Annotated in this window: 20 protein-coding genes; 14 read left to right on the forward strand and 6 right to left on the reverse strand. The window is 63.9% G+C overall.

Annotated features, from left to right (window positions below; all coding sequences use genetic code 11):
* Positions 1-116 precede the first annotated feature (116 nt).
* The 3 genes from ACVWY1_RS25355 to ACVWY1_RS25365 all read right to left on the reverse strand — a co-directional run bounded on the left by ACVWY1_RS25355 (position 117) and on the right by ACVWY1_RS25365 (position 3,668).
* Positions 117-1,421, reverse strand: coding sequence for an MFS transporter (locus ACVWY1_RS25355; RefSeq protein WP_102682909.1), 1,305 nt, complete (start codon positions 1,419-1,421; stop codon positions 117-119).
* Positions 1,422-1,661: 240 nt separating this feature from the next.
* Positions 1,662-2,849, reverse strand: coding sequence for a transporter associated domain-containing protein (locus ACVWY1_RS25360; protein ID WP_110699776.1), 1,188 nt, complete (start codon positions 2,847-2,849; stop codon positions 1,662-1,664).
* A 9-nt stretch (positions 2,850-2,858) separates the two neighbouring features.
* Positions 2,859-3,668 carry a cytochrome C assembly family protein gene (locus ACVWY1_RS25365; protein ID WP_102685316.1) on the reverse strand — a complete coding sequence of 270 codons (810 nt, stop codon included), beginning with the start codon at positions 3,666-3,668 and terminating at the stop codon, positions 2,859-2,861.
* A gap of 262 nt (positions 3,669-3,930) precedes the next feature.
* Between ACVWY1_RS25365 and ffh the strand changes: the two genes are divergently transcribed.
* From ffh to ACVWY1_RS25395, 6 genes are all read left to right on the forward strand, one after another.
* Complete coding sequence (ffh, locus tag ACVWY1_RS25370) at positions 3,931-5,307, forward strand: signal recognition particle protein (protein ID WP_023629809.1); 1,377 nt, start codon at positions 3,931-3,933, stop codon at positions 5,305-5,307.
* A gap of 233 nt (positions 5,308-5,540) precedes the next feature.
* The gene (gene rpsP / locus ACVWY1_RS25375) at positions 5,541-5,792 is read left to right on the forward strand and encodes a 30S ribosomal protein S16 (RefSeq protein WP_011535318.1); all 252 of its coding nucleotides are present in this window, start codon (positions 5,541-5,543) and stop codon (positions 5,790-5,792) included.
* Positions 5,793-5,797: 5 nt separating this feature from the next.
* Positions 5,798-6,334 (forward strand): ribosome maturation factor RimM, encoded by a 537-nt coding sequence (rimM, locus tag ACVWY1_RS25380; protein WP_023629810.1) that lies wholly within the window; start codon positions 5,798-5,800, stop codon positions 6,332-6,334.
* Between the two features lie 3 nt (positions 6,335-6,337).
* Positions 6,338-7,090 (forward strand): tRNA (guanosine(37)-N1)-methyltransferase TrmD, encoded by a 753-nt coding sequence (gene trmD, locus ACVWY1_RS25385; RefSeq protein WP_023629811.1) that lies wholly within the window; start codon positions 6,338-6,340, stop codon positions 7,088-7,090.
* 43 nt (positions 7,091-7,133) lie between these two features.
* Positions 7,134-7,484, forward strand: a complete 351-nt coding sequence (gene rplS / locus ACVWY1_RS25390; protein WP_023629812.1) for a 50S ribosomal protein L19 — start codon at positions 7,134-7,136, stop codon at positions 7,482-7,484.
* Positions 7,485-7,582: 98 nt separating this feature from the next.
* Positions 7,583-7,990 carry an acyl-CoA thioesterase gene (locus ACVWY1_RS25395; protein ID WP_023629813.1) on the forward strand — a complete coding sequence of 136 codons (408 nt, stop codon included), beginning with the start codon at positions 7,583-7,585 and terminating at the stop codon, positions 7,988-7,990.
* A gap of 114 nt (positions 7,991-8,104) precedes the next feature.
* Here ACVWY1_RS25395 and ACVWY1_RS25400 read toward each other — a convergent pair whose 3' ends face one another.
* Complete coding sequence (locus ACVWY1_RS25400; RefSeq protein ID WP_457378908.1) at positions 8,105-9,925, reverse strand: cation:proton antiporter; 1,821 nt, start codon at positions 9,923-9,925, stop codon at positions 8,105-8,107.
* A gap of 68 nt (positions 9,926-9,993) precedes the next feature.
* On the opposite strand from ACVWY1_RS25400, the gene xerD reads away from it, so the two are divergent.
* From xerD to ACVWY1_RS25430, 6 genes are all read left to right on the forward strand, one after another.
* Positions 9,994-10,890, forward strand: coding sequence for a site-specific tyrosine recombinase XerD (gene xerD / locus ACVWY1_RS25405; protein ID WP_457378909.1), 897 nt, complete (start codon positions 9,994-9,996; stop codon positions 10,888-10,890).
* Positions 10,891-11,044: 154 nt separating this feature from the next.
* Positions 11,045-11,794 (forward strand): DsbC family protein, encoded by a 750-nt coding sequence (locus ACVWY1_RS25410; protein ID WP_457378910.1) that lies wholly within the window; start codon positions 11,045-11,047, stop codon positions 11,792-11,794.
* Between the two features lie 82 nt (positions 11,795-11,876).
* Positions 11,877-13,181 carry a homoserine dehydrogenase gene (locus ACVWY1_RS25415; RefSeq protein ID WP_023630110.1) on the forward strand — a complete coding sequence of 435 codons (1,305 nt, stop codon included), beginning with the start codon at positions 11,877-11,879 and terminating at the stop codon, positions 13,179-13,181.
* Positions 13,182-13,235: 54 nt separating this feature from the next.
* Positions 13,236-14,645: a threonine synthase gene (gene thrC, locus ACVWY1_RS25420; RefSeq protein ID WP_139669156.1), complete on the forward strand. Its 1,410-nt coding sequence runs from the start codon at positions 13,236-13,238 to the stop codon at positions 14,643-14,645.
* A 155-nt stretch (positions 14,646-14,800) separates the two neighbouring features.
* Entirely contained in the window at positions 14,801-15,178 is a 378-nt protein-coding gene (locus ACVWY1_RS25425) for an ANTAR domain-containing protein (protein WP_102685321.1), read from the forward strand.
* A 138-nt stretch (positions 15,179-15,316) separates the two neighbouring features.
* Positions 15,317-15,598, forward strand: coding sequence for a DUF3509 domain-containing protein (locus ACVWY1_RS25430; RefSeq protein WP_457378912.1), 282 nt, complete (start codon positions 15,317-15,319; stop codon positions 15,596-15,598).
* A gap of 183 nt (positions 15,599-15,781) precedes the next feature.
* Here the strand turns inward: ACVWY1_RS25430 and ACVWY1_RS25435 are convergent, their stop codons facing one another.
* Together ACVWY1_RS25435 and ACVWY1_RS25440 are read right to left on the reverse strand one after the other, a co-directional pair.
* Complete coding sequence (locus ACVWY1_RS25435; RefSeq protein ID WP_457378911.1) at positions 15,782-16,660, reverse strand: TIGR02285 family protein; 879 nt, start codon at positions 16,658-16,660, stop codon at positions 15,782-15,784.
* Between the two features lie 10 nt (positions 16,661-16,670).
* Positions 16,671-17,870 (reverse strand): CaiB/BaiF CoA transferase family protein, encoded by a 1,200-nt coding sequence (locus ACVWY1_RS25440; protein WP_102685323.1) that lies wholly within the window; start codon positions 17,868-17,870, stop codon positions 16,671-16,673.
* A 141-nt stretch (positions 17,871-18,011) separates the two neighbouring features.
* On the opposite strand from ACVWY1_RS25440, the gene ACVWY1_RS25445 reads away from it, so the two are divergent.
* Complete coding sequence (locus tag ACVWY1_RS25445; protein WP_046854377.1) at positions 18,012-18,554, forward strand: YaeQ family protein; 543 nt, start codon at positions 18,012-18,014, stop codon at positions 18,552-18,554.
* Between the two features lie 30 nt (positions 18,555-18,584).
* A complete protein-coding gene (recJ, locus tag ACVWY1_RS25450) occupies positions 18,585-20,294 on the forward strand; it encodes a single-stranded-DNA-specific exonuclease RecJ (protein ID WP_277501797.1) in 1,710 nt (569 codons plus the stop codon).
* Positions 20,295-20,536 lie beyond the last annotated feature (242 nt).

Here is a 20,536-nt window from a genome sequence, read left to right on the forward strand (position 1 = left end):
CCGGCGCTGGGGCGGCTGCCCCTCTGCTGCTTTGGCCACCCCCCGCGGGGGCGGCGCCCCCCCCCCCCCCGCCCCTCGCCGTGGGGCGCCGCGGCGGCCCCCCCCCCGCGATTGATTCAAAGCTCGGTATTGCGCGTCTCTTTCAGGCACAGCACGGCAATCAGACTGATCAGCGCCGCCGCCGACACATAGCCTCCCACCCAGCTCAATCCCCCCATGCTCACCAGCTTCTGGGCAAAGAACGGTGCCGCCGAGGCGCCGACGATGCCGCCCAGGTTGTAGGCCGCCGAAGCGCCGGTGTAGCGCACATGGGTCGGGAACAGCTCCGGCAGCAGCGCGCCCATCGGGGCGAAGGTCACTCCCATCAGGAACAGTTCGATGGCCAGGAACAGCGCCACGCCTGCGGTCGAGCCCGAGGTCAGCAGCGGTTCCATGGCAAAGCCCGAGGCAATGGCCAGCAGCGCGCCGGCGATCAGCACCGGCTTGCGCCCATGACGGTCACTCAACCAGGCCGACAGGGGCGTGGCCAGGGCCATGAACACCACGGCGAAGCACAGCAGGCCGAGGAAGGTTTCACGGCTGTAGCCCAGTGTGGACACGCCATAGCTCAACGAGAACACCGTGGAGATGTAGAACAGCGCGTAGCACACCACCATCGCCGCAGCCCCCAGCAGGGTCGGCAGCCAGTACTGGGAAAACAGCTCGAGCACAGGCATCTTGACCCGCTCCTGGCGGGCCACGGCCTTGGCGAACACCGGGCTTTCCTCGAGTTTCAGGCGCACATAGAGACCGACCAGCACCAATGCGGCGCTGAGCAGGAACGGAATGCGCCAGCCCCATTCGCGGAACTGCTCGTCGCTGAGCACCAGGGCCAGGGTAAGGAACAGGCCGTTGGCGGCGAGGAAGCCGATCGACGGGCCCAACTGCGGGAACATGCCGAACCACGCGCGTTTGCCCTCAGGGGCGTTTTCAGTGGCCAGCAATGCCGCGCCGCCCCATTCGCCGCCCAGCCCCAGGCCTTGGCCGAAGCGCAGCACACAGAGCATGATCGGTGCCCATACGCCGATGCTGTCATACCCGGGCAGCACGCCGATCAGGGTAGTCGAGACGCCCATCAGCAGCAGCGAGGCGACCAGCGTCGACTTGCGCCCGATGCGGTCGCCGAAGTGGCCGAACAGCGCCGATCCCAGTGGCCGGGCGAGGAAGGCGATACCAAAGGTAAGGAAGGCCGCCAGCATTTGCGCGGTGCCGGAACCGGACGGGAAGAACACCGGCCCGATCACCAGCGCGGCGGCGGTGGCGTAGACGTAGAAATCGTAGAACTCGATGGCGGTGCCGATGAAGCTGGCGGTGGCCACCCGGGCAGGCGAGTTGACCGGGGCTGCCGAGGCAGGTTCGGCGTAGGTGGTGCTGGTAGTCATGCGAAGGTCCCTGACAGTCATGCTCCATGGGGCACGGCCCATGTGGCGGGCACACGGGAGCCGGAGCGTATTGTTGTTGGTCGCCGACTGACGATAGCCCAGGGGATAGGCGGTGAGCGGTGGCTGATCGGGGTGCTGAGCAGGACCGCGGGGCGTGTCAGTGGGGCGGACTGGCCGTCGGACGCCGGGTGCGGGTAGCGGGCGGGACGGCAGGGCTGGGTAAGCGTGACCCGAGTATAGCTATCGAGCCAGTGTCCAGACCAGTACCTTGCTTGCGCAATTGTCCTCGGTTTCGAGGATTTCCAGCCGATATCTGCCAATTTTCAGGCAGACAGCGCTTTCTGGAATGCTTTCAAGTGCTTCGGTGACCAGGCCGTTCAGGGTTTTCGGCCCACCGTCGCAGGGCAGGTGCCAGCCCAGGGTACGGTTGATCTCGCGCAGCGAAGCCGTCCCTTCGATGACGAAGCGGCCATCAGGCTGAGGGTGGACATGCGGGTTGTCCAGGTTCTGCTCGTCCTCGAACTCGCCAACGATCTCTTCGAGGATGTCTTCCAAAGTGACGATACCCAGTACTTCGCCATACTCGTCCACCACCACGCCCATGCGCCGCTGCTGCTTGTGGAAGTTCAGCAACTGCATCTGCAGCGGTGTGCTCTCGGGCACGAAGTAGGGCTCGTAGCAGGCGGCCTGGAGCTTCTCCTGGGTGAGCTCTGCCCGCGGCAGCAGGTGGCTGATCAGCTTGGTGTTGAGGACGGCTTCTACCTGGTTGATGTCGTTGTGATAGACCGGCAGGCGCGTGTGGCGGCTGATGATCAGTTGCTCGATGATCTGCTCGATGGGATCGTCGAGGTTGATGCCGTCTACTTCGTTGCGCGGTACCAGTATGTCGTTGACGGTGATCTTGTCCAGCGCCTGCAGGCCCTCCAGCAGGCCGTGCTGGCTGGTCTCGGCAGGTTCGTCTTCGTCGAATGCGTCGCCCTGCTGCGGGTGCAGTGCCACCGCAGTGGGTTGCACGCGGAACGGGCGCAGGATCACTTTGGCGCAGCCATCGAGCAGGCAGCCCAGCGGCTGCAGCAACGTCAGCGGCAATTTCAGCAGGTTGCCGCCCAGGTCCAGGAAGGCTTGCGGGTTGCGGCGGGCCAGGCGGCGCGGCAGGTAGTCGGCGAGCACCAGCAGGGTGAAACTGGCGCCAAGGCCGGCCAGCCAGAAGCCGTGTTCACCGCTGTAGCGCTGGCCAATCAGGCAGGCCAGGCCCAGTACCAGCAACTTGCCGAGGCTGGCGCCGAGCACCAGGCCCTGGGCGGGCAGGGTGGGGGCGCCGTGGCCATTGAGCTGCTGGCGGGCGCAGTCTACCGCGGTGAACAGCGCCGACCACAGCAGGGCCAGTGCGATGATGCCGAGCAGCGGGGCGTACGGCAGAGTGTCCATGGGCGGCCGTCAGATGTGCAGGATGAATTCGCGGACCAGCTTGCTGCCGAAGTAGGCCAGCATCAGCAGGCAGAAACCGGCCAGGGTCCAGCGGATCGCCTTGTGACCGCGCCAGCCGAGGCGGGTGCGGCCCCACAGCAGCACGCTGAAGACGATCCAGGCGACGCAGGCCAGCAGCGTCTTGTGCACCAGGTGCTGGGCGAACAGGTTGTCGAGGAACAGCCAGCCGGATATCAGCGACAGCGACAGCAGCCCCCAGCCGGCCCAGAGGAAGCCGAACAGCAGGCTTTCCATGGTCTGCAGCGGCGGGAAGTTGCGGATCAGTCCGGACGGGTGCTTGTGCTTGAGCTGGTGGTCCTGCAGCAACAGCAGCAGGGCCTGGAACACGGCGATGGTGAACAGGCCGTAGGCCAGGATCGACAGCAGAATATGGGCGAGGATGCCTGGCTCTTCGTTGATCAGCGGCACCGTGCCGGGGGGCGCGAACTGGGCCAGCAGCGCGGTCACCGCACCGAGCGGGAACAGCAGCACCAGCAGGTTCTCCACGGGAATGCTCAGGCAGGCGAGCAGGGTCAAGCCGATCACCGCCACTGCGATCAGGCTGGCGGCGCTGAAGAAGTCGAGGCTCAGGCCCAGGGGCGTGATCAGCTGGAAGAACAGGGCGCCGCCCTGGGCGATGACCGCCAGGGTGCCGAGCAGGCCAAGCAGCCGTTTGTCGGCACGGGCGCCACGGGCCAGGCCGGTGGCCTGGTAGACGGTCGCGGCCAGATAAAGGAAGGCGGCGAGCAGGTTGGGGATGAGGCTGGGTGAAGAGAACATAAGTCCTGGCGTGCAAGCCCTAAAGGGACGGAGTTTGGCATAGAACGCGGTAGGCAAGGAAGACTGCGTATCAATCGCGGGGCAAGCCCGATACCACGGGGCCATGGCCAGGGATAGCCAGCGCATCTGGCCGGTGGTCCCGAGCAAGGTGTGCGCGCAAGGCAGTCTCCGCTATAATCGCCGCCTTGTTGTGCCCAGCGCGTGTGCATTTCCACCTGGGCGCCTGAAAAACCTCGGCTTCACTGGGCCTGAAAGGATCACCATGTTCGAAAACCTGACCGACCGCCTGTCACAGACGCTGCGCCATGTCACCGGCAAGGCCAAGCTGACCGAAGACAACATCAAGGACACGCTGCGCGAAGTGCGCATGGCCCTGCTCGAAGCCGACGTCGCCCTGCCGGTGGTCAAGGATTTTGTCAACAGCATCAAGGAGCGTGCGGTCGGCACCGAAGTGTCGCGCAGCCTGACCCCGGGCCAGGCGTTCGTAAAGATCGTCCAGGCCGAGCTGGAAAGCCTCATGGGGGCGGCCAACGAAGAGCTGACCCTCAACGCCGCCCCGCCGGCCGTGGTGCTGATGGCCGGCCTGCAGGGCGCGGGCAAGACCACCACCGCCGGCAAGCTGGCGCGCCACCTGAAAGAACGCAAGAAGAAGAGCGTGATGGTGGTGTCCGCCGACGTCTACCGTCCGGCGGCGATCAAGCAGCTCGAGACGCTGGCCAATGATATCGGCGTGACCTTCTTCCCGTCCGACATCAGTCAGAAGCCGGTGGCCATCGCCGAAGCGGCGATCCGCGAGGCCAAGCTCAAGTTCATCGACGTGGTGATCGTCGACACCGCGGGTCGCCTGCACGTCGACGCCGACATGATGGACGAGATCAAGGCCCTGCACGCCGCGGTCAAGCCGATCGAAACCCTGTTCGTGGTCGACGCCATGACCGGCCAGGATGCCGCCAACACGGCCAAGGCCTTTGGCGATGCGCTGCCGCTGACCGGCGTGGTGCTGACCAAGGTCGACGGCGATGCCCGTGGCGGTGCCGCCCTGTCGGTGCGCGCCATTACCGGCAAGCCGATCAAGTTCATCGGTATGGGCGAGAAGACCGAAGCCCTCGAGCCGTTCCACCCCGACCGGATCGCTTCGCGCATCCTCGGCATGGGTGACGTGCTCAGCCTGATCGAGCAGGCCGAGCAGAACATCGACAAGGAAAAGGCCGACAAACTGGCCAAGAAGTTGAAGAAGGGCAAGGGCTTCGACCTCGAAGACTTCCGCGATCAACTGCAACAGATGAAGAACATGGGCGGCCTTGGCGGCCTCATGGACAAACTGCCGAGCATCGGTGGCGTCAACCTGTCGCAGATGGGCAATGCCCAGGGCGCGGCCGAGAAACAGTTCAAGCAGATGGAAGCGATCATCAATTCCATGACCCCTGCCGAACGCCGCGACCCTGACCTGATCAGCGGTTCGCGCAAGCGCCGCATCGCCCTCGGTTCCGGCACCCAGGTGCAGGACATCGGCCGGCTGATCAAACAGCACAAGCAGATGCAGAAGATGATGAAGAAATTCTCCGCCAAGGGCGGCATGGCCAAGATGATGCGCGGCCTTGGTGGGATGCTGCCGGGTGGCGGCATGCCCAAGATGTAAGCGAATCCGGGCGGCGGTCTTTAATATGAAGACCGCCGCCCAGCCCCCGCTTCGGCGGGAACAGTGCCGCCAAATGGCGGCTTAACCGGCAGATCTGAACGGTGGGTCAAGCGCTCGCCGAAAAAGGCATTTGCAAATGTCCGTGTATTCCCCGAGAATATGCGGCCTTTTGGGCACCCGTGTGCCCATTGGGCATTCAGTTTTGCAGCACCGACTATAGGAACGATGTTCACATGGTAACCATTCGTCTGGCCCGTGGCGGCTCGAAAAAGCGCCCATTCTACCACCTGACCGTGACCAACTCGCGTAACGCCCGTGACGGCCGTTTCGTTGAGCGCGTTGGCTTCTTCAACCCGATCGCATCGGGCGCCGAAGTCAAGCTGTCGGTCAACCAAGAGCGCGTCACCTACTGGCTGAGCCAGGGCGCACAGCCGTCTGAGCGTGTTGCTCAGCTGCTGAAGGAAGCTGCCAAGGCTGCAGCCTGAGCAGTATGAACGCGACGCCAGAAAAGGCTGATGACCTCATCGTCGTTGGCAAGATTTTTTCGGTTCACGGCGTTCGCGGCGAGGTGAAGGTGTACTCCTTTACCGATCCGATTGAAAACCTGTTGGATTATCCGCGCTGGACGCTTAGGCACGAAGGCAAGGTAAAGCAGGTCGAGCTGGTCAGCGGTCGTGGCTCCCAAAAGGGCCTGGTCGTGAAATTGAAAGGCCTCGAGGATCGTGACGAAGCCCGTCTTCTGAGCGGTTACGAAATCTGCATCGCGCGGAGCCTTTTGCCCAACCTGGCAGCCGACGAGTACTACTGGTACCAGTTGGAAGGCCTGAAGGTCATCAATCAGGACGAACAGCTGTTCGGCACGATCGATCACCTGTTGGAGACCGGTGCGAACGATGTAATGGTGGTCAAGCCTTGCACAGGCAGCCTGGATGATCGCGAGCGTCTGTTGCCCTATACGGAGCAATGTGTGCTGGCAATCGACCTGCAGGCCGGTGTGATGCGAGTCGAATGGGACGCGGATTTCTAGACGATGGGCAGCCTTCGCGTAGAAGTCATCACGTTGTTCCCCGAGATGTTCTCGGCCATCACGGAGTACGGCATTACCAGCCGTGCGGTGAAACAGGGGTTGCTGCAAGTGACCTGCTGGAATCCGCGGGACTACACCACAGATCGCCACCACACCGTGGATGATCGGCCGTTTGGCGGTGGTCCGGGCATGGTGATGAAGATCAAGCCTCTGGAAGACGCCCTGGTTAGCGCCAGGCAGGCGACTGGAGCTGCGGCAAAGGTGATCTACCTTTCGCCACAAGGCCGCAAGCTGACCCAGCAGGCGGTCAAAGGCTTGGCCGAACAGGAATCGTTGATCCTGATCGCCGGCCGTTATGAAGGCATCGACGAGCGCTTTATCGAGGCTCATGTCGATGAGGAGTGGTCGATTGGCGACTATGTGCTTTCCGGTGGCGAGCTGCCGGCCATGGTGCTGATCGATGCGGTTACGCGGCTGCTGCCCGGAGCTTTAGGGCATGTGGACTCGGCGGAGGAAGACTCTTTCACCGACGGTCTGCTGGATTGCCCGCACTACACCCGACCCGAGGTGTATGCGGATCAGCGTGTACCCGACGTGTTGCTTAGTGGCAACCATGCACATATCCGGCGATGGCGGATGAAGCAGTCCCTTGGTAGGACCTTCGAACGACGCGCCGATCTTCTGGAAAGTCGCTCGCTTTCTGGAGAAGAGAAGAAGCTGCTCGAGGAATACCTCCGCGAGCGGGACGATAGTTAAACGTATCGATGGTGGATCGCGTTATCCATCTTAGGAGCACAGCATGACCAACAAGATCATCCAGCAGCTCGAAGCCGAGCAGATGAGCAAAGAGATCCCGACCTTCGCACCAGGCGACACCATTGTCGTCCAGGTCAAAGTGAAGGAAGGCGACCGCTCGCGTCTGCAGGCGTTCGAAGGCGTCGTTATCGCCAAGCGTAACCGCGGTCTGAACAGCGCCTTCACCGTGCGCAAGATCTCCAGCGGCGTTGGCGTAGAGCGTACCTTCCAGACCTACAGCCCGCAGATCGACAGCCTGGCCGTGAAACGTCGTGGTGACGTGCGTAAAGCCAAGCTGTACTACCTGCGTGACCTGTCCGGTAAAGCAGCTCGCATCAAGGAAAAACTGTCCTGAGTGCAGTTTGTCCGGTGGCCTAGGCCCCGTGCGAGAAAAAGCAGCCTTCGGGCTGCTTTTTTGCGTCTTGAATCTTGCCTTTGCGATGTGACTCCGAGATGACAACCCGAGACCAGGAAATCCAGCGCCGTACCGAACTGTCGGTGACCCGCGTGACCAAGGCGGTGTTCCCCAACACCACCAACCACCACAACACCCTGTTCGGTGGCACGGCCCTGGCGTGGATGGACGAAGTTTCGTTCATCGCCGCCACCCGTTTCTGCCGGCTGCCGCTGGTGACCGTGTCCACCGACCGCATCGACTTCAAGCACCCGATCCCGGCAGGCTCGATCGTCGAGCTGGTGGGGACGGTGATCAAGGTCGGCAACACCAGCCTGCAGGTGCAGGTGGATGTGTTCGTCGAGAACATGTACCTCGATGGCCGCGAACGGGCGATCCATGGCGTGTTCAGCTTCGTCGCCATCGACGAGGACAAGCGCCCGGTGCCGGTGCTGCCTTTGGCCTGATGCCATCGCGCTGATTTGACGCGTCCCTGTAGGAGCGGCTTCAGCCGCGATCACCCGCAACGCGGGTGCCAGGCATTGTGACGCATTCATCGCGGCTAAAGCCGCTCCTACAGGTCAATGTGCCACAGGCTGCTCGGTCAGTTCCGGTTCCACCAGTGCCACCAGTGTCCACCCCGGCTGTGGCTTGAGCGGGTTGTCCGGGCTGGCCACATGTACCCAGCCTTGCCCGTCCCGGGCGAACAGCAGCGTCGCCCGTGGGCCATGCAACTGCTGGTAGTCGCCCCAGCTGAATGCCTCGGTCAACGTGGTGCTGTACAGCTCGGCACCCTGATGCAGCAGTTTGGCCAGCTGCGCATAGGTCATCGCGCTCGACCCGAGCAATTGCCCGCGATGCTCCTCGCTGGCCCGGTGTTTGTCGCTGCGCTGTTTCTCCAGGCCGCTGGCCAGCACGAAAAGCCGGGCGTGGCCGAAGTCATGACGAAAGCGCGCGCAGGCCAGGGCATTGAGTTCGCCCGCCGGTGACAGCCCCAGCAGATGGCCCAGCCCGACCAGATCGAGGTGAGCGTCGGCATGCTGCGACGCAGGGTTGCCGAAGTAGGTCGGCAGGTTGTCCATGCGAGCGGCGCGGATGTTCTCCCAGCTCGAGTCGGTCAGCAGCACCCGGCAGCCCAGTTGTTGCAGCGCCTTGGCGATGGCGCGCGCAGGTGGGTTGGCGCCGACCAGGAGAAACCCGCTCGGCGCCGGTTCCGCCACCTTCAGCAGGCGTGCCAAGGGCCTTGCGGTGGCGCTTTGCAGGACCACGGTACCGATAATCACGGCAAAGGTCAGTGGCACCAGTAGCAGCGCGCCCTCATGCCCGGCCTGGTCCAGGCGAATGGCGAAGATGGCCGATACCGCCGCGGCGACGATGCCCCGCGGCGCGATCCAGGCCAGCAGCGCCCGTTCCCGCCAACTCAGCGGCGACCCCAGGGTCGACAGCAACACGTTCAGCGGCCTGGCCAGCAACTGGATCACTAGCAACAGGGCCAGTACCGCTGGGCCCAAGGCGAGCAGTGCCTGCAGGTCGAGCCGCGCCGCCAGAAGGATGAACAGGCCGGAGATCAGCAGCACGCTGAGGTTCTCCTTGAAGTGCAGAATCTGTCGCACATCCACGCCGGGCATGTTGGCCAGCCACATGCCCATGACCGTGACCGCCAACAGGCCCGATTCATGGACGATCTGGTTGGCGGCGATGAAGATGCCCAGCACCGCGGCCAGCGACGCCAGGTTGTGCAGATACTCCGGCAGCCATTGCTCGCGCATGATCTGCCCGAGCAGCCAGCCTCCGGCGACGCCGAGCGCGCTGCCGCAGAAAATCACCCCGGCGAAGGTCATCAGGCTGTGGCTCAGGCCTTCGCCGGCGGCGCTGGCGATGATGAAGCTGTAGACCACCACCGCCAGCAGCGCGCCGATCGGGTCGATGACAATGCCTTCCCAGCGCAGGATATTGGCGATCGTCGCCTTCGGCCGCACCACCCGCAGCATGGGTACGATCACCGTGGGGCCGGTGACCAGGGTCAAGGTGCCGAACAGGATCGCCAGGGGCCAGTCGAAGCCCAGCAGCCAGTGGGTGGCCAGGGCGATCACCAGCCAGGTGCTCAGCGCGCCGACGGTGACCAGGCGATGCACCACACTGCCGATCTCGCGCCATTGCGACAAATGCAGTGTGAGGCTGCCTTCGAACAGGATCAGCGCCACCGCCAGCGATACCAGTGGCATCAGCAACGGGCCGAACAATGCCTGCGGTTGCAGCCAGCCCAGCACCGGCCCGGCGAGGATGCCGCACAGCAGCAGGAACAGGATCGCAGGCAGTTTCAGGCGCCAGGCCAGCCATTGGCAGAGCAGGGCCGCCGCGCCGATGCCGCCGACACTCAAAAGAATCTGCTGTTCGTTCATGCGGGCTCCCTCTGCATGCCATGTTGTGAAAGACTAAGCGTCATTTCGTCGTTTGCCACCGAGTTTTCATGCCTGCACTGGACCACCCGCTGATCGACCAGTTCCTCGATGCCTTGTGGCTGGAAAAGGGGCTTTCCGACAACACCCGCGCTTCCTACCGCAGTGACCTGGCCTTGTTCAACGGCTGGCTGCAGGAAAAGCACGTGCTGTTGCCCGATGCCGGCCGCGAACTGATCCTCGATCACCTGGCCTGGCGCTTCGACCAAGGCTACAAGCCTCGCTCCACCGCGCGCTTCCTGTCCGGGGTGCGCGGCTTTTTCCGTTACTTGCTGCGCGAGCGGTTGATCGCCGTCGATCCGACCTTGCAGGTGGACATGCCGCAACTGGGCCGGCCACTGCCCAAGTCGCTGTCGGAGGCCGATGTCGAAGCCTTGCTGCAGGCCCCGGATCGCGGTGAGGCGATCGGCCAGCGCGACCGCGCCATGCTCGAAGTGCTCTATGCCTGCGGTTTGCGAGTGACCGAACTGGTCAGCCTGACCTTGGACCAGGTCAACCTGCGCCAAGGCGTGCTGCGGGTGACGGGCAAGGGCAACAAGGAGCGCCTGGTGCCGATGGGCGAGGAGGCGGTGGTGTGGATCGAGCGCTACCTGCGCGATGGTCGCGCCGAGCTGCTGGGCGGGCGCCCCAGCGACGTGCTGTTCCCCAGCCAGCGCGGCGAGCAGATGACCCGCCAGACCTTCTGGCACCGCATCAAGCACCACGCGCGGGTGGCCGGCATCGACAAGCCGCTGTCCCCGCACACCCTGCGCCACGCCTTTGCCACGCACCTGCTCAACCATGGCGCCGACCTGCGCGTGGTGCAGATGCTGCTGGGGCACAGCGACCTGTCTACCACGCAGATCTACACCCATGTGGCCAAGGCCCGCCTGCAACAGCTGCATGCCGAACACCACCCCCGTGGATGAATGATGTTCATGTTCCGCCGACTGGTGCCTGAGTACCCCTACTGCGCCAGTCTGTTGTGGTAGGCTTGGACGGTTTGTTGCAAGGGCCGACCGTTCGCCGCCCGTCAGGGCTGGGCGACGTCCCCACGGCCCCGTCCGCCTTCAGGAGTACCCCATGCGCGTGACCCAGATTTTCGCCGCCGCCGCCTTGGCGCTGGCCAGTACCTTTGCCGTTGCCGCGGCTACCGATGCCAATGCCGGTGCCGAGCAGGCGATCCGCAAATCGTTGCAGAACCTCCAGCTGGAGGTACCGATCGAAAGCGTTGCCAGCAGCCCGCTCAATGGCTTGTACGAGGTCAAGCTGCAGGGCGGCCGCGTGCTGTACGCCAGCGCCGACGGCCAGTTCGTCATGCAGGGCTACCTGTTCCAGATCCAGGACGGCAAGCCGGTCAACCTCACCGAGAAGACCGAGCGCCAGGGCATCGCCAAATTGATCAACGGTATTCCGGCCGGCGAGATGGTGGTCTACCCGGCCAAGGGCGAGACCAAGTCGCACATCACCGTGTTCACCGACACCACCTGCCCGTACTGCCACAAGCTGCACGCCGAGGTGCCGGAGCTCAACCGCCGCGGTATCGAAGTGCGTTACGTCGCCTTCCCGCGCCAGGGCCTGGGTTCGCCGGGCGACGAGCAGTTGCAGGCCGTCTGGTGCTCCAGCGACCGTCGCGCGGCGCTGGACAAGATGGTCGATGGCAAAGAGATCAAGGCTGCCAAGTGCGCCAACCCGGTCAGCAAGCAGTTCCAGCTGGGCCAGTCGATTGGTGTAAATGGCACGCCGGCGATCGTTCTACAGAATGGCCAGGTGATTCCGGGCTATCAGCCGGCACCGCAAGTGGCCAAGCTGGCCCTGGCCGAGAGCAAGTAACCAATTCAGTACGCCGTCGTCATGGGGTGACGGCATGTTTCACGGTCGGCGCAGGTGCCGGCCGTTCTATGGGGAGTTCACAGTGAAACCGGTCAAAGTAGGCATCTGTGGGTTGGGGACCGTCGGTGGCGGAACCTTCAATGTACTTCAGCGCAACGCCGAGGAGATCGCCCGCCGTGCCGGGCGCGGTATTGAAGTGGCACAGATTGCCATGCGCTCGCAGAACCCGAACTGCCAGATTACCGGTACCCCCATTACCGCTGATGTGTTCGAAGTCGCGAGCAACCCCGAGATCGATATCGTCATCGAGCTGATCGGCGGCTACACCATAGCCCGCGACCTGGTGCTCAAGGCCATTGAAAACGGCAAGCACGTGGTCACCGCCAACAAGGCGCTGATCGCCGTGCACGGCAACGAGATCTTTGCCAAGGCCCGCGAGAAGGGCGTCATCGTCGCCTTCGAAGCTGCCGTGGCCGGTGGCATCCCGGTGATCAAGGCGATCCGCGAGGGCCTGTCGGCCAACCGCATCAACTGGCTGGCCGGGATCATCAACGGTACCGGCAACTTCATCCTCACCGAAATGCGCGACAAGGGCCGTGCCTTCCCCGATGTGCTGGCCGAAGCCCAGGCGCTGGGCTACGCCGAGGCCGACCCGACCTTCGACGTCGAAGGCATCGATGCCGCGCACAAGCTGACCATCCTGGCGTCCATCGCCTTCGGTATCCCGCTGCAGTTCGACAAGGCCTACACCGAAGGCATCACCCAGCTGACCACCGCCGACGTGAACTATGCCGAGGCCCTGGGCTACCGCATCAAGCACCTGGGCGTGGCCCGTCGCACCGCTGACGGCATCGAGCTGCGCGTGCACCCGACGCTGATCCCGAACGATCGCCTGATCGCCAACGTCAATGGCGTGATGAACGCGGTGATGGTCAATGGCGACGCCGCCGGTTCCACCTTGTACTACGGCGCCGGCGCCGGCATGGAGCCGACTGCCTCGTCGGTGGTCGCCGACCTGGTCGACGTGGTTCGCGCCATGACTTCCGACCCGGAGAACCGTGTACCGCACCTGGCCTTCCAGCCGGATGCGCTGTCGGCCCATCCGATCCTGCCGATCGAAGCCTGCGAAAGCGCCTACTACCTGCGTATCCAGGCCAAGGACCACCCGGGCGTGCTGGCCCAGGTCGCCAGTATCCTCTCGGAGCGCGGTATCAACATTGAGTCGATCATGCAGAAGGAAGCCGAGGAGCAGGATGGCCTGGTACCGATGATCCTGCTGACCCACCGTGTGGTCGAGCAGCGCATCGACGACGCCATCGTCGCCCTGGAAGCGCTCCAGGACGTGGTCGGCAAGGTCGTGCGCATCCGCGTCGAACAGCTCAATTAATTCCGGCGGCGGGCCGCGACGGCGGCCCGCGCCCAGCATCGAAGGTTTGCACCCATGCGCTATATCAGTACCCGCGGCCAGGCTCCGGCCCTGAACTTCGAAGACGTCCTGCTGGCTGGCCTGGCCAGCGACGGCGGGCTGTACGTTCCCGAGAACCTGCCACGCTTCACCCAGGAAGAGATTGCCTCCTGGGCTGGCCTGCCGTATCACGAGCTGGCCTTCCGGGTGATGCGCCCGTTCGTCGAAGGCAGCATCGCCGACGCCGATTTCAAGAAGATTCTCGAAGAGACCTACGGCAACTTCGCCCATGCTGCGGTCGCCCCGCTGCGCCAGCTCAACGGCAACGAGTGGGTAATGGAGCTGTTCCACGGCCCGACCCTGGCCTTCAAGGACTTCGCCCTGCAACTGCTCGGCCGCCTGCTCGACCACGTGCTGGTCAAGCGCGGCGAGCGCGTGGTGATCGTCGGTGCCACCAGCGGTGACACCGGCTCGGCCGCCATCGAAGGCTGCCGCCGTTGCGACAACGTCGACATCTTCATCCTGCACCCGCACCAGCGCGTGTCGGAAGTGCAGCGCCGGCAGATGACCACCATCCTTGGCGACAACATCCACAACATTGCCATCGAAGGCAACTTCGACGACTGCCAGGAGATGGTCAAGGCCAGCTTCGCCGATCAGTCCTTCCTCAAGGGTACCCGCCTGGTGGCGGTCAACTCGATCAACTGGGCACGGATCATGGCCCAGATCGTCTACTATTTCCACGCCGCGCTGCAGCTCGGCGGCCCGGCGCGTTCGGTGGCGTTCTCGGTGCCGACCGGCAACTTCGGCGACATCTTCGCCGGTTACCTGGCGCGCAACATGGGCCTGCCAATCAGCCAACTGGTGGTGGCGACCAACCGCAACGACATCCTGCACCGTTTCATGAGCGGCAATCAGTATGTCAAGGACGCCCTGCACCCGACCCTGTCGCCGTCGATGGACATCATGGTCTCGTCCAACTTCGAGCGTCTGCTGTTCGACCTGCATGGGCGTAACGGCGCGGCCGTTGCCCAGCTGATGGACACCTTCAGGCAGGGTGGCGGCTTCAGCGTCGAGCAGGACCGCTGGACTGAGGCGCGCAAGCTGTTCGACTCGCTGGCAGTGACCGATGAACAGACCTGCGAGACCATCGCCGAGGTCTTCCAGAGCACCGGTGAAGTCCTCGACCCGCACACCGCGATCGGCGTCAAGGCTGCCCGTGAATGCCGCCGCAGCCTGGACACCCCGATGGTGGTGCTGGGTACCGCGCATCCGGTCAAGTTCCCCGAGGCGGTGGAGAAGGCCGGTGTCGACAAGGCCCTGGAGCTGCCGGCGCACCTGAGCGACCTGTTCGGCCGTGAGGAGCGTTGCACCGTGCTGGCCAACGACCTGAAGGTCGTGCAGGCCTTTGTCAGCCAGCATGGCAATCGCGGCAAGCCGCTGTAAGCTGACACCGTCCACAGGAAAGCCCGTCTTGCACGGGCTTTTTTGTGGGCGCAAGACGCACGGCAGCGGATTTCAGATTTTTCCCATGTAGTTCGATGGATACCCTTACTAGAGTGGCGCTCTGACCAAGCAGACACGGCTCCAGGGGGAGGCTCATGCATCAGCTCAATGTCCTTATCCACCAGGCTCGGCCCTACTATCAGATGCTCTTGCATCAGGCCTTCAATGCCCAGGGTGTGTACAACGTACGGCTCACCGATGACGTGCCGGCAGCCACGGCCAACATCACACAAGGGCAGCGACCCGTTGATGTGCTGGTGCTCGACCAGGGGATGCCAAGCCGTCATGCCCGGCGCCTGTTCAAGTACCTGGTGCAGGCTTCCTGCGCGGGTGGGTTGCTGTTTGTCGGCTATGGCGACGCGGGGGGCATCGACCTGGCGCTCGAGGCCCGCAAACAGGGCTTGAATGTCCTGGCCGAGCTGCCCTGGCCGATGTCAATGGTGGGCCTGGAGCAGGCGCTCGGGCGCCTGTAGCCTGACCTTCGGCAAGCAAAGGGTGGGCGGAGCATCGAAACTGTCATGTTAGTCGCGGATGCTCGTGATGACGGGCCTGGCGAACTTTCCGCCGGCCCCGATGGTCAGTTTTCTTCCCCTAGCCAGCGAGTGATCCGGATGGAAAGAATCTGCAGACTGCTCAACGATGCCCTGACCCCTTACCAGGCCGAGATTGGACCGACCGATAACCGTGGCCGCCGTCACCTGAGTGTTCACGATGAGCACGGTTTGCCGATTTTGCGGCGTACCGTTTGTGAGCGAGAGCTGATAGAACAGCAATTGCTGGTCGATCTGGTCGATGGCCTGCGCCGTGACCTGCAAGTTGCCGAAGGCCGCCTGCAACCCTGTGTGATCGCCGCCTTGCAGCATCAGAGGCAAATGCAGGGAACCTTTGCCTGACCGGCCCGTCAGACTCAGCAAGGGCAACCTGACGGTGCTTTGCTCCGGTGCCATCCAGGCTGTCACTGGAAGTCCCAGGGACTTTCGCTTGACCCCGGTCGTCTTCCCCAGCGGCCGGGGTTTCTTTTGCCTTGAATTCACCTGCACCCTGTTAGGTGCCACTGCTGATCTGCACGGGTCAGTTCAGCGCACCGGCGCTTCGCCCTGCTCGAAAAAATGCCGGGCCTGGCCCAGATAATCTTCCTGCAGCTCCGGATCCAGCCAGCGGGCATACAGGCCTGGCAACGTATCGCGGCGCAGCATCGGCAGCAGCTGGTCGATATTGGCGATCGCCTCGCGTCCCAAGGCGGTGTCCGAGCAGCCTACATGGAGGAACTGGTAGCGGTTGACGCCACGGATGGGATAGAAGCGGTAATCGTCCAGCGAGCCATTCTGCTGCTGGATCAGGTAGCGAACCTCTGGCCAGTAGCCGAGCACCAGTTGCAGGCGCCCCAATTGTTGCATCTCCAGCAGGCTGGCGGTGGCATCGTTGCCGTAGTGGCGGCTGAAGGCGCTGTCAGGCAACTGCTTCAGCACGTCATCGACCTGCACGCTATAGCTGCGCTCGGCGACGATGCCCAGCTTGAGCCGGGTCTGGGCCAGCAGCCGCTGAAGATCCACCTGTTGCCCATCCAGGTAAGGCTCCAGCAGCGCCTGGTCGCGCTTGCGCACCACCAGGCCACTGCTCAGTACGCCCAGCGATGGCTGGGAGAAATGCACGTACCTGGCACGTTCGGGCGTCCAGAGCAGGGTCGGGTCGCAAGTGAAACTGTGCTCCTGGAGCATCTGGATGCCGCGGGCGCGATTGACTCGGACGATCTGGTGGTCGTACTTGGGCATCTGCGCGATCAGCTTGGGCAACAATTGGTCGATCACGCCCTGGCCTTTGGCCGGCCCTTCGAAAATGGTGAACGGCGGCAGGTCACGGACCAGCCACAGCAGGCGCTCTCTGGCCTCGGCCAATTGTGCCGCGAGCGCGCTGAATACCAGGCAGAGCAGCAGGGGCAGGTGGCGGATGCGCATGGGCCGCGGATCAGACCGTACCGGCCGCGCGCAGGCGGGCAATGGCGGCTGCGTCGTAGCCCAGGCTGGCCAGTAGCGGCGTCGTATGTTCACCCAGGGCCGGTCCGACCCATTCGGCGCTGCCGGGGGTGTCGGACAGCTTGGGCACGATACCCGGCATCTTGAACGGCTTGCCGTCCGGCAGTCGGGCCTGGAGGAACATCTCGCGGGCGAGGAATTGCGGGTCGCCCAGCATGTCCTGGGCGGAGTAGATCCGGCTGGCCGGTACCTCGGCGTCGTTGAGCACCTGCATCACTTTGTCCAGCGGCAGGCCGTTGGCCCAGCGGTCGATGACGCCGTACAGCTCGTCGCGGCGGGCATCGCGGCCATCGTTGGTGGCCAGGGCGGCATCGTTGGCCAGGTCGTCGCGGCCGATGGCTTGCATGAAGCGCTTGAAGATCGCATCGCCATTGGCGCCGATCTGTACGTGCCGGCCATCGGCGGTGGTATGGATGCAGGAAGGGGTGATACCCGGCATGATGTTGCCGGTGCGCTCGCGGATAAAGCCGAACACGTCGAACTCCGGCACCATGCTCTCCATCATGGCGAAGATGGCTTCGTACAGCGCCACATCCACGACTTGGCCGTCGCCACCGTTGACTTCGCGATGACGCAAGGCCATCAGCGCGCCGATTACGCCCCAAAGGGCGGCAATGGAGTCGCCGATGGAAATCCCCGTGCGCACCGGTGGGCGATCCTCGAAGCCGGTGATGTAGCGCAACCCGCCCATGGATTCGCCAACCGCGCCGAAGCCCGGTTGGTCCTTCATCGGGCCGGTCTGGCCAAACCCCGACAGGCGCACCATCACCAGGCGTGGGTTGAGGGCGTGCAGCACGTCCCAGCCCAGGCCGAGCTTTTCCAGCACACCGGGGCGGAAGTTCTCGATCAGGATGTCGGCCTCGGCCAGCAGGCGCTTGAGCACTTCGCGGCCTTCAGGATGCTTGAGGTTGAGGGTCAGTGATTGCTTGTTGCGCGCCTGGACGAACCACCACAGTGACGTGCCCTCGTACAGCTTGCGCCATTTGCGCAGCGGGTCGCCGCCATCGGGCGACTCGACCTTGATTACCTCTGCACCGAATTCGGCGCAGATCCGCGAGGCGAACGGGCCGGCGATCAAGGTGCCGAGCTCGATGACTTTCAGGCCGGCGAGAGGTTTGCTGGGCATTGTCATGGGGCATCCGTGGAGGCTGGGCGTGAGCGCAGGTTGTATCACAGCTCGGCGGCGGCAGGTATATCGGCGTTGTCTGATCCGGCGCTGGCGCCCGGGATCAGTTAGACTGTGCGACTTTCCCCCGCAAGAAGCCTATCGCCCATGGCCCAGCCGTCCACAACCTACAAGTTCGAACTGAATCTGACCGACCTCGACCGCGGCGTGTACGAGAACGTTCGCCAGACCATCGCCCGCCACCCTTCGGAAACCGAAGAGCGCATGGCCGTGCGCCTGCTGGGCTATGCCCTCTGGTACAACGAGCAGCTGTCCTTCGGTCGCGGCTTGTCGGACGTCGATGAGGCGGCCCTGTGGGAAAAAAGCCTGGACGATCGCATCCTGCACTGGATCGAAGTCGGCCAGCCCGACGCCGACCGCCTGACCTGGTGCTCGCGGCGTACCGAGCGCACCAGCCTGCTGGCCTACGGCAGCTTGCGGGTGTGGGAGACCAAGGTGCTCGGCGCGGTCAAGGGCCTGAAGAACCTGAGCATTGCCGCCGTCCCGCAGGAGGTGCTGGAAACCCTCGCCACCGACATGCCGCGTACCATCAAGTGGGACGTGATGATCAGCGAAGGCACGGTGTTCGTCACCGACGACCGTGGCCAGCACGAAGTGCAGTTGCAATGGTTGCTTGGCGAGCGCGGCTGACCTGAACCAAAGCGGAATTGCGAAGACCCCATGCGTATCGAACCACGTCCCCTGCCGTCGCCCCTGCCTTTGCTGGGCAACCTGCCACCCTTGTTGACCCGTCTCTATGCCGCCCGTGGCGTGCAGTCCGAAGCCGAACTGGACAAGGGCCTGGCCCGCCTGTTGCCGTACCAGCAACTCAAGGGCATCGAGGCGGCGGTGGAGCTGCTGGTCGAGGCGCTCGACCAGCGCCAGCGCATTCTCGTTGTCGGCGATTTCGACGCCGACGGTGCCACCGCCAGCACGGTCGGTGTGCTGGGTTTGCGCTTGCTGGGCGCGGCCCATGTCGACTACCTGGTGCCCAACCGCTTCGAATATGGCTATGGCCTGACCCCGGAGATCGTCGCGGTCGCGCTCGAGCGCCAGCCGCAATTGCTGATCACTGTGGACAACGGTATTTCCAGCGTCGATGGCGTGGCCGCGGCCAAGGCCGCCGGGCTCAAGGTGCTGGTCACCGACCACCACCTGCCGGGCGAGCAGTTGCCGGCTGCCGATGCCATCGTCAATCCCAACCAGCCGGGTTGTGCGTTCCCCAGCAAGTCACTGGCCGGTGTCGGCGTGATCTTCTACGTGCTGATGGCCCTGCGTGCGCGGTTGCGCAGCCTGGGGCGCTACGAAACGCAGCCGCAGCCGAATATTGGCGAATTGCTCGACCTGGTGGCATTGGGCAGCGTCGCCGACGTGGTGCCGCTGGATGCCAATAACCGCATCCTGGTGCATCAGGGGCTGGAGCGTATTCGCGCCGGCCGCGCCCGCCCCGGGCTGAAGGCGATTCTCGAGGTGGCACGGCGTGACCACAAGCGCATCACTTCCACCGACCTTGGCTTCATCCTTGGCCCTCGGCTCAATGCTGCCGGGCGCCTGGACGACATGAGTCTGGGCATCGAATGCCTGTTGTGCGAAGACGCGACCCTGGCGCTGGACATGGCCCAACAGCTGGATGGCCTGAACCAGGACCGCAAGTCCATCGAGCAGGGCATGCAGCGTGAGGCCCTGGCCCAGCTCAAGGACCTGCCGGTCGAGTCCATGCCTTATGGCTTGTGCCTGTTCGACGCCGACTGGCACCAGGGGGTGATCGGCATCCTCGCCTCGCGCCTGAAAGAGCGTTACCACCGCCCGACCATTGCCTTTGCCGATGCGGGGGAAGGGGTGCTGAAGGGCTCGGCGCGTTCGGTGCCGGGGTTCCATATCCGTGACGCACTGGACGCCGTGGCGGCGCGGCATCCGAGCTTGATCAGCAAGTTCGGCGGGCATGCCATGGCGGCGGGGCTGTCCTTGCCGGCCGACAATTTCCCAGCGTTTGCCGAGGCGTTCGACGATGAGGTGCGGCGGCAGTTGCGTGAGGAAGACCTGACCGGGCGGTTGTTGTCGGATGGCACCCTGGCGGTGGAGGAGTTCCACCTGGATCTGGCGCGGGCATTGCGCAACGCCGGGCCCTGGGGGCAGCACTTTCCCGAGCCGTTGTTCCACGGGGTGTTCCAGCTGGTCGAGCAGCGGGTCGTCGGGGAGCGGCATCTGAAGGTGGTGCTCAAGAGCGAATGTGGGGCGGTGCGGTTGGATGGGATTGCCTTTGGGATTGACCGGGAGGTCTGGCCGAATCCTACAGTGCGGTGGGTGGAGTTGGCTTACAAGTTGGATGTGAATGAGTTTCGGGGGAATGAGAGTGTGCAGTTGATGATTGCGCATATGGAAGCGCGGTGATCTTTTGTTGAATTGCTGGGGTTTTGGGGTTTTGGGGTTTTGGTTGTATTGAAGTTGTATGCGCATTCATTTGCGATGTCGACGCTTATTCACCTTTCCGCCCTTACGGCGGCTTACTTTGGTCTTGGCCAAAGTAAGCAAAGCCGTTGCGCTCCATTCATCCGGCCCTCCGCTTCGCTCCGGGTCCCCTCACTCCGGCCTTGCTCCCGGGAGGACCGCGCTGAACGCCCCATCCTGGGGCG

The sequence above is a fragment of the Pseudomonas sp. TE6288 genome (assembly GCF_054062095.1).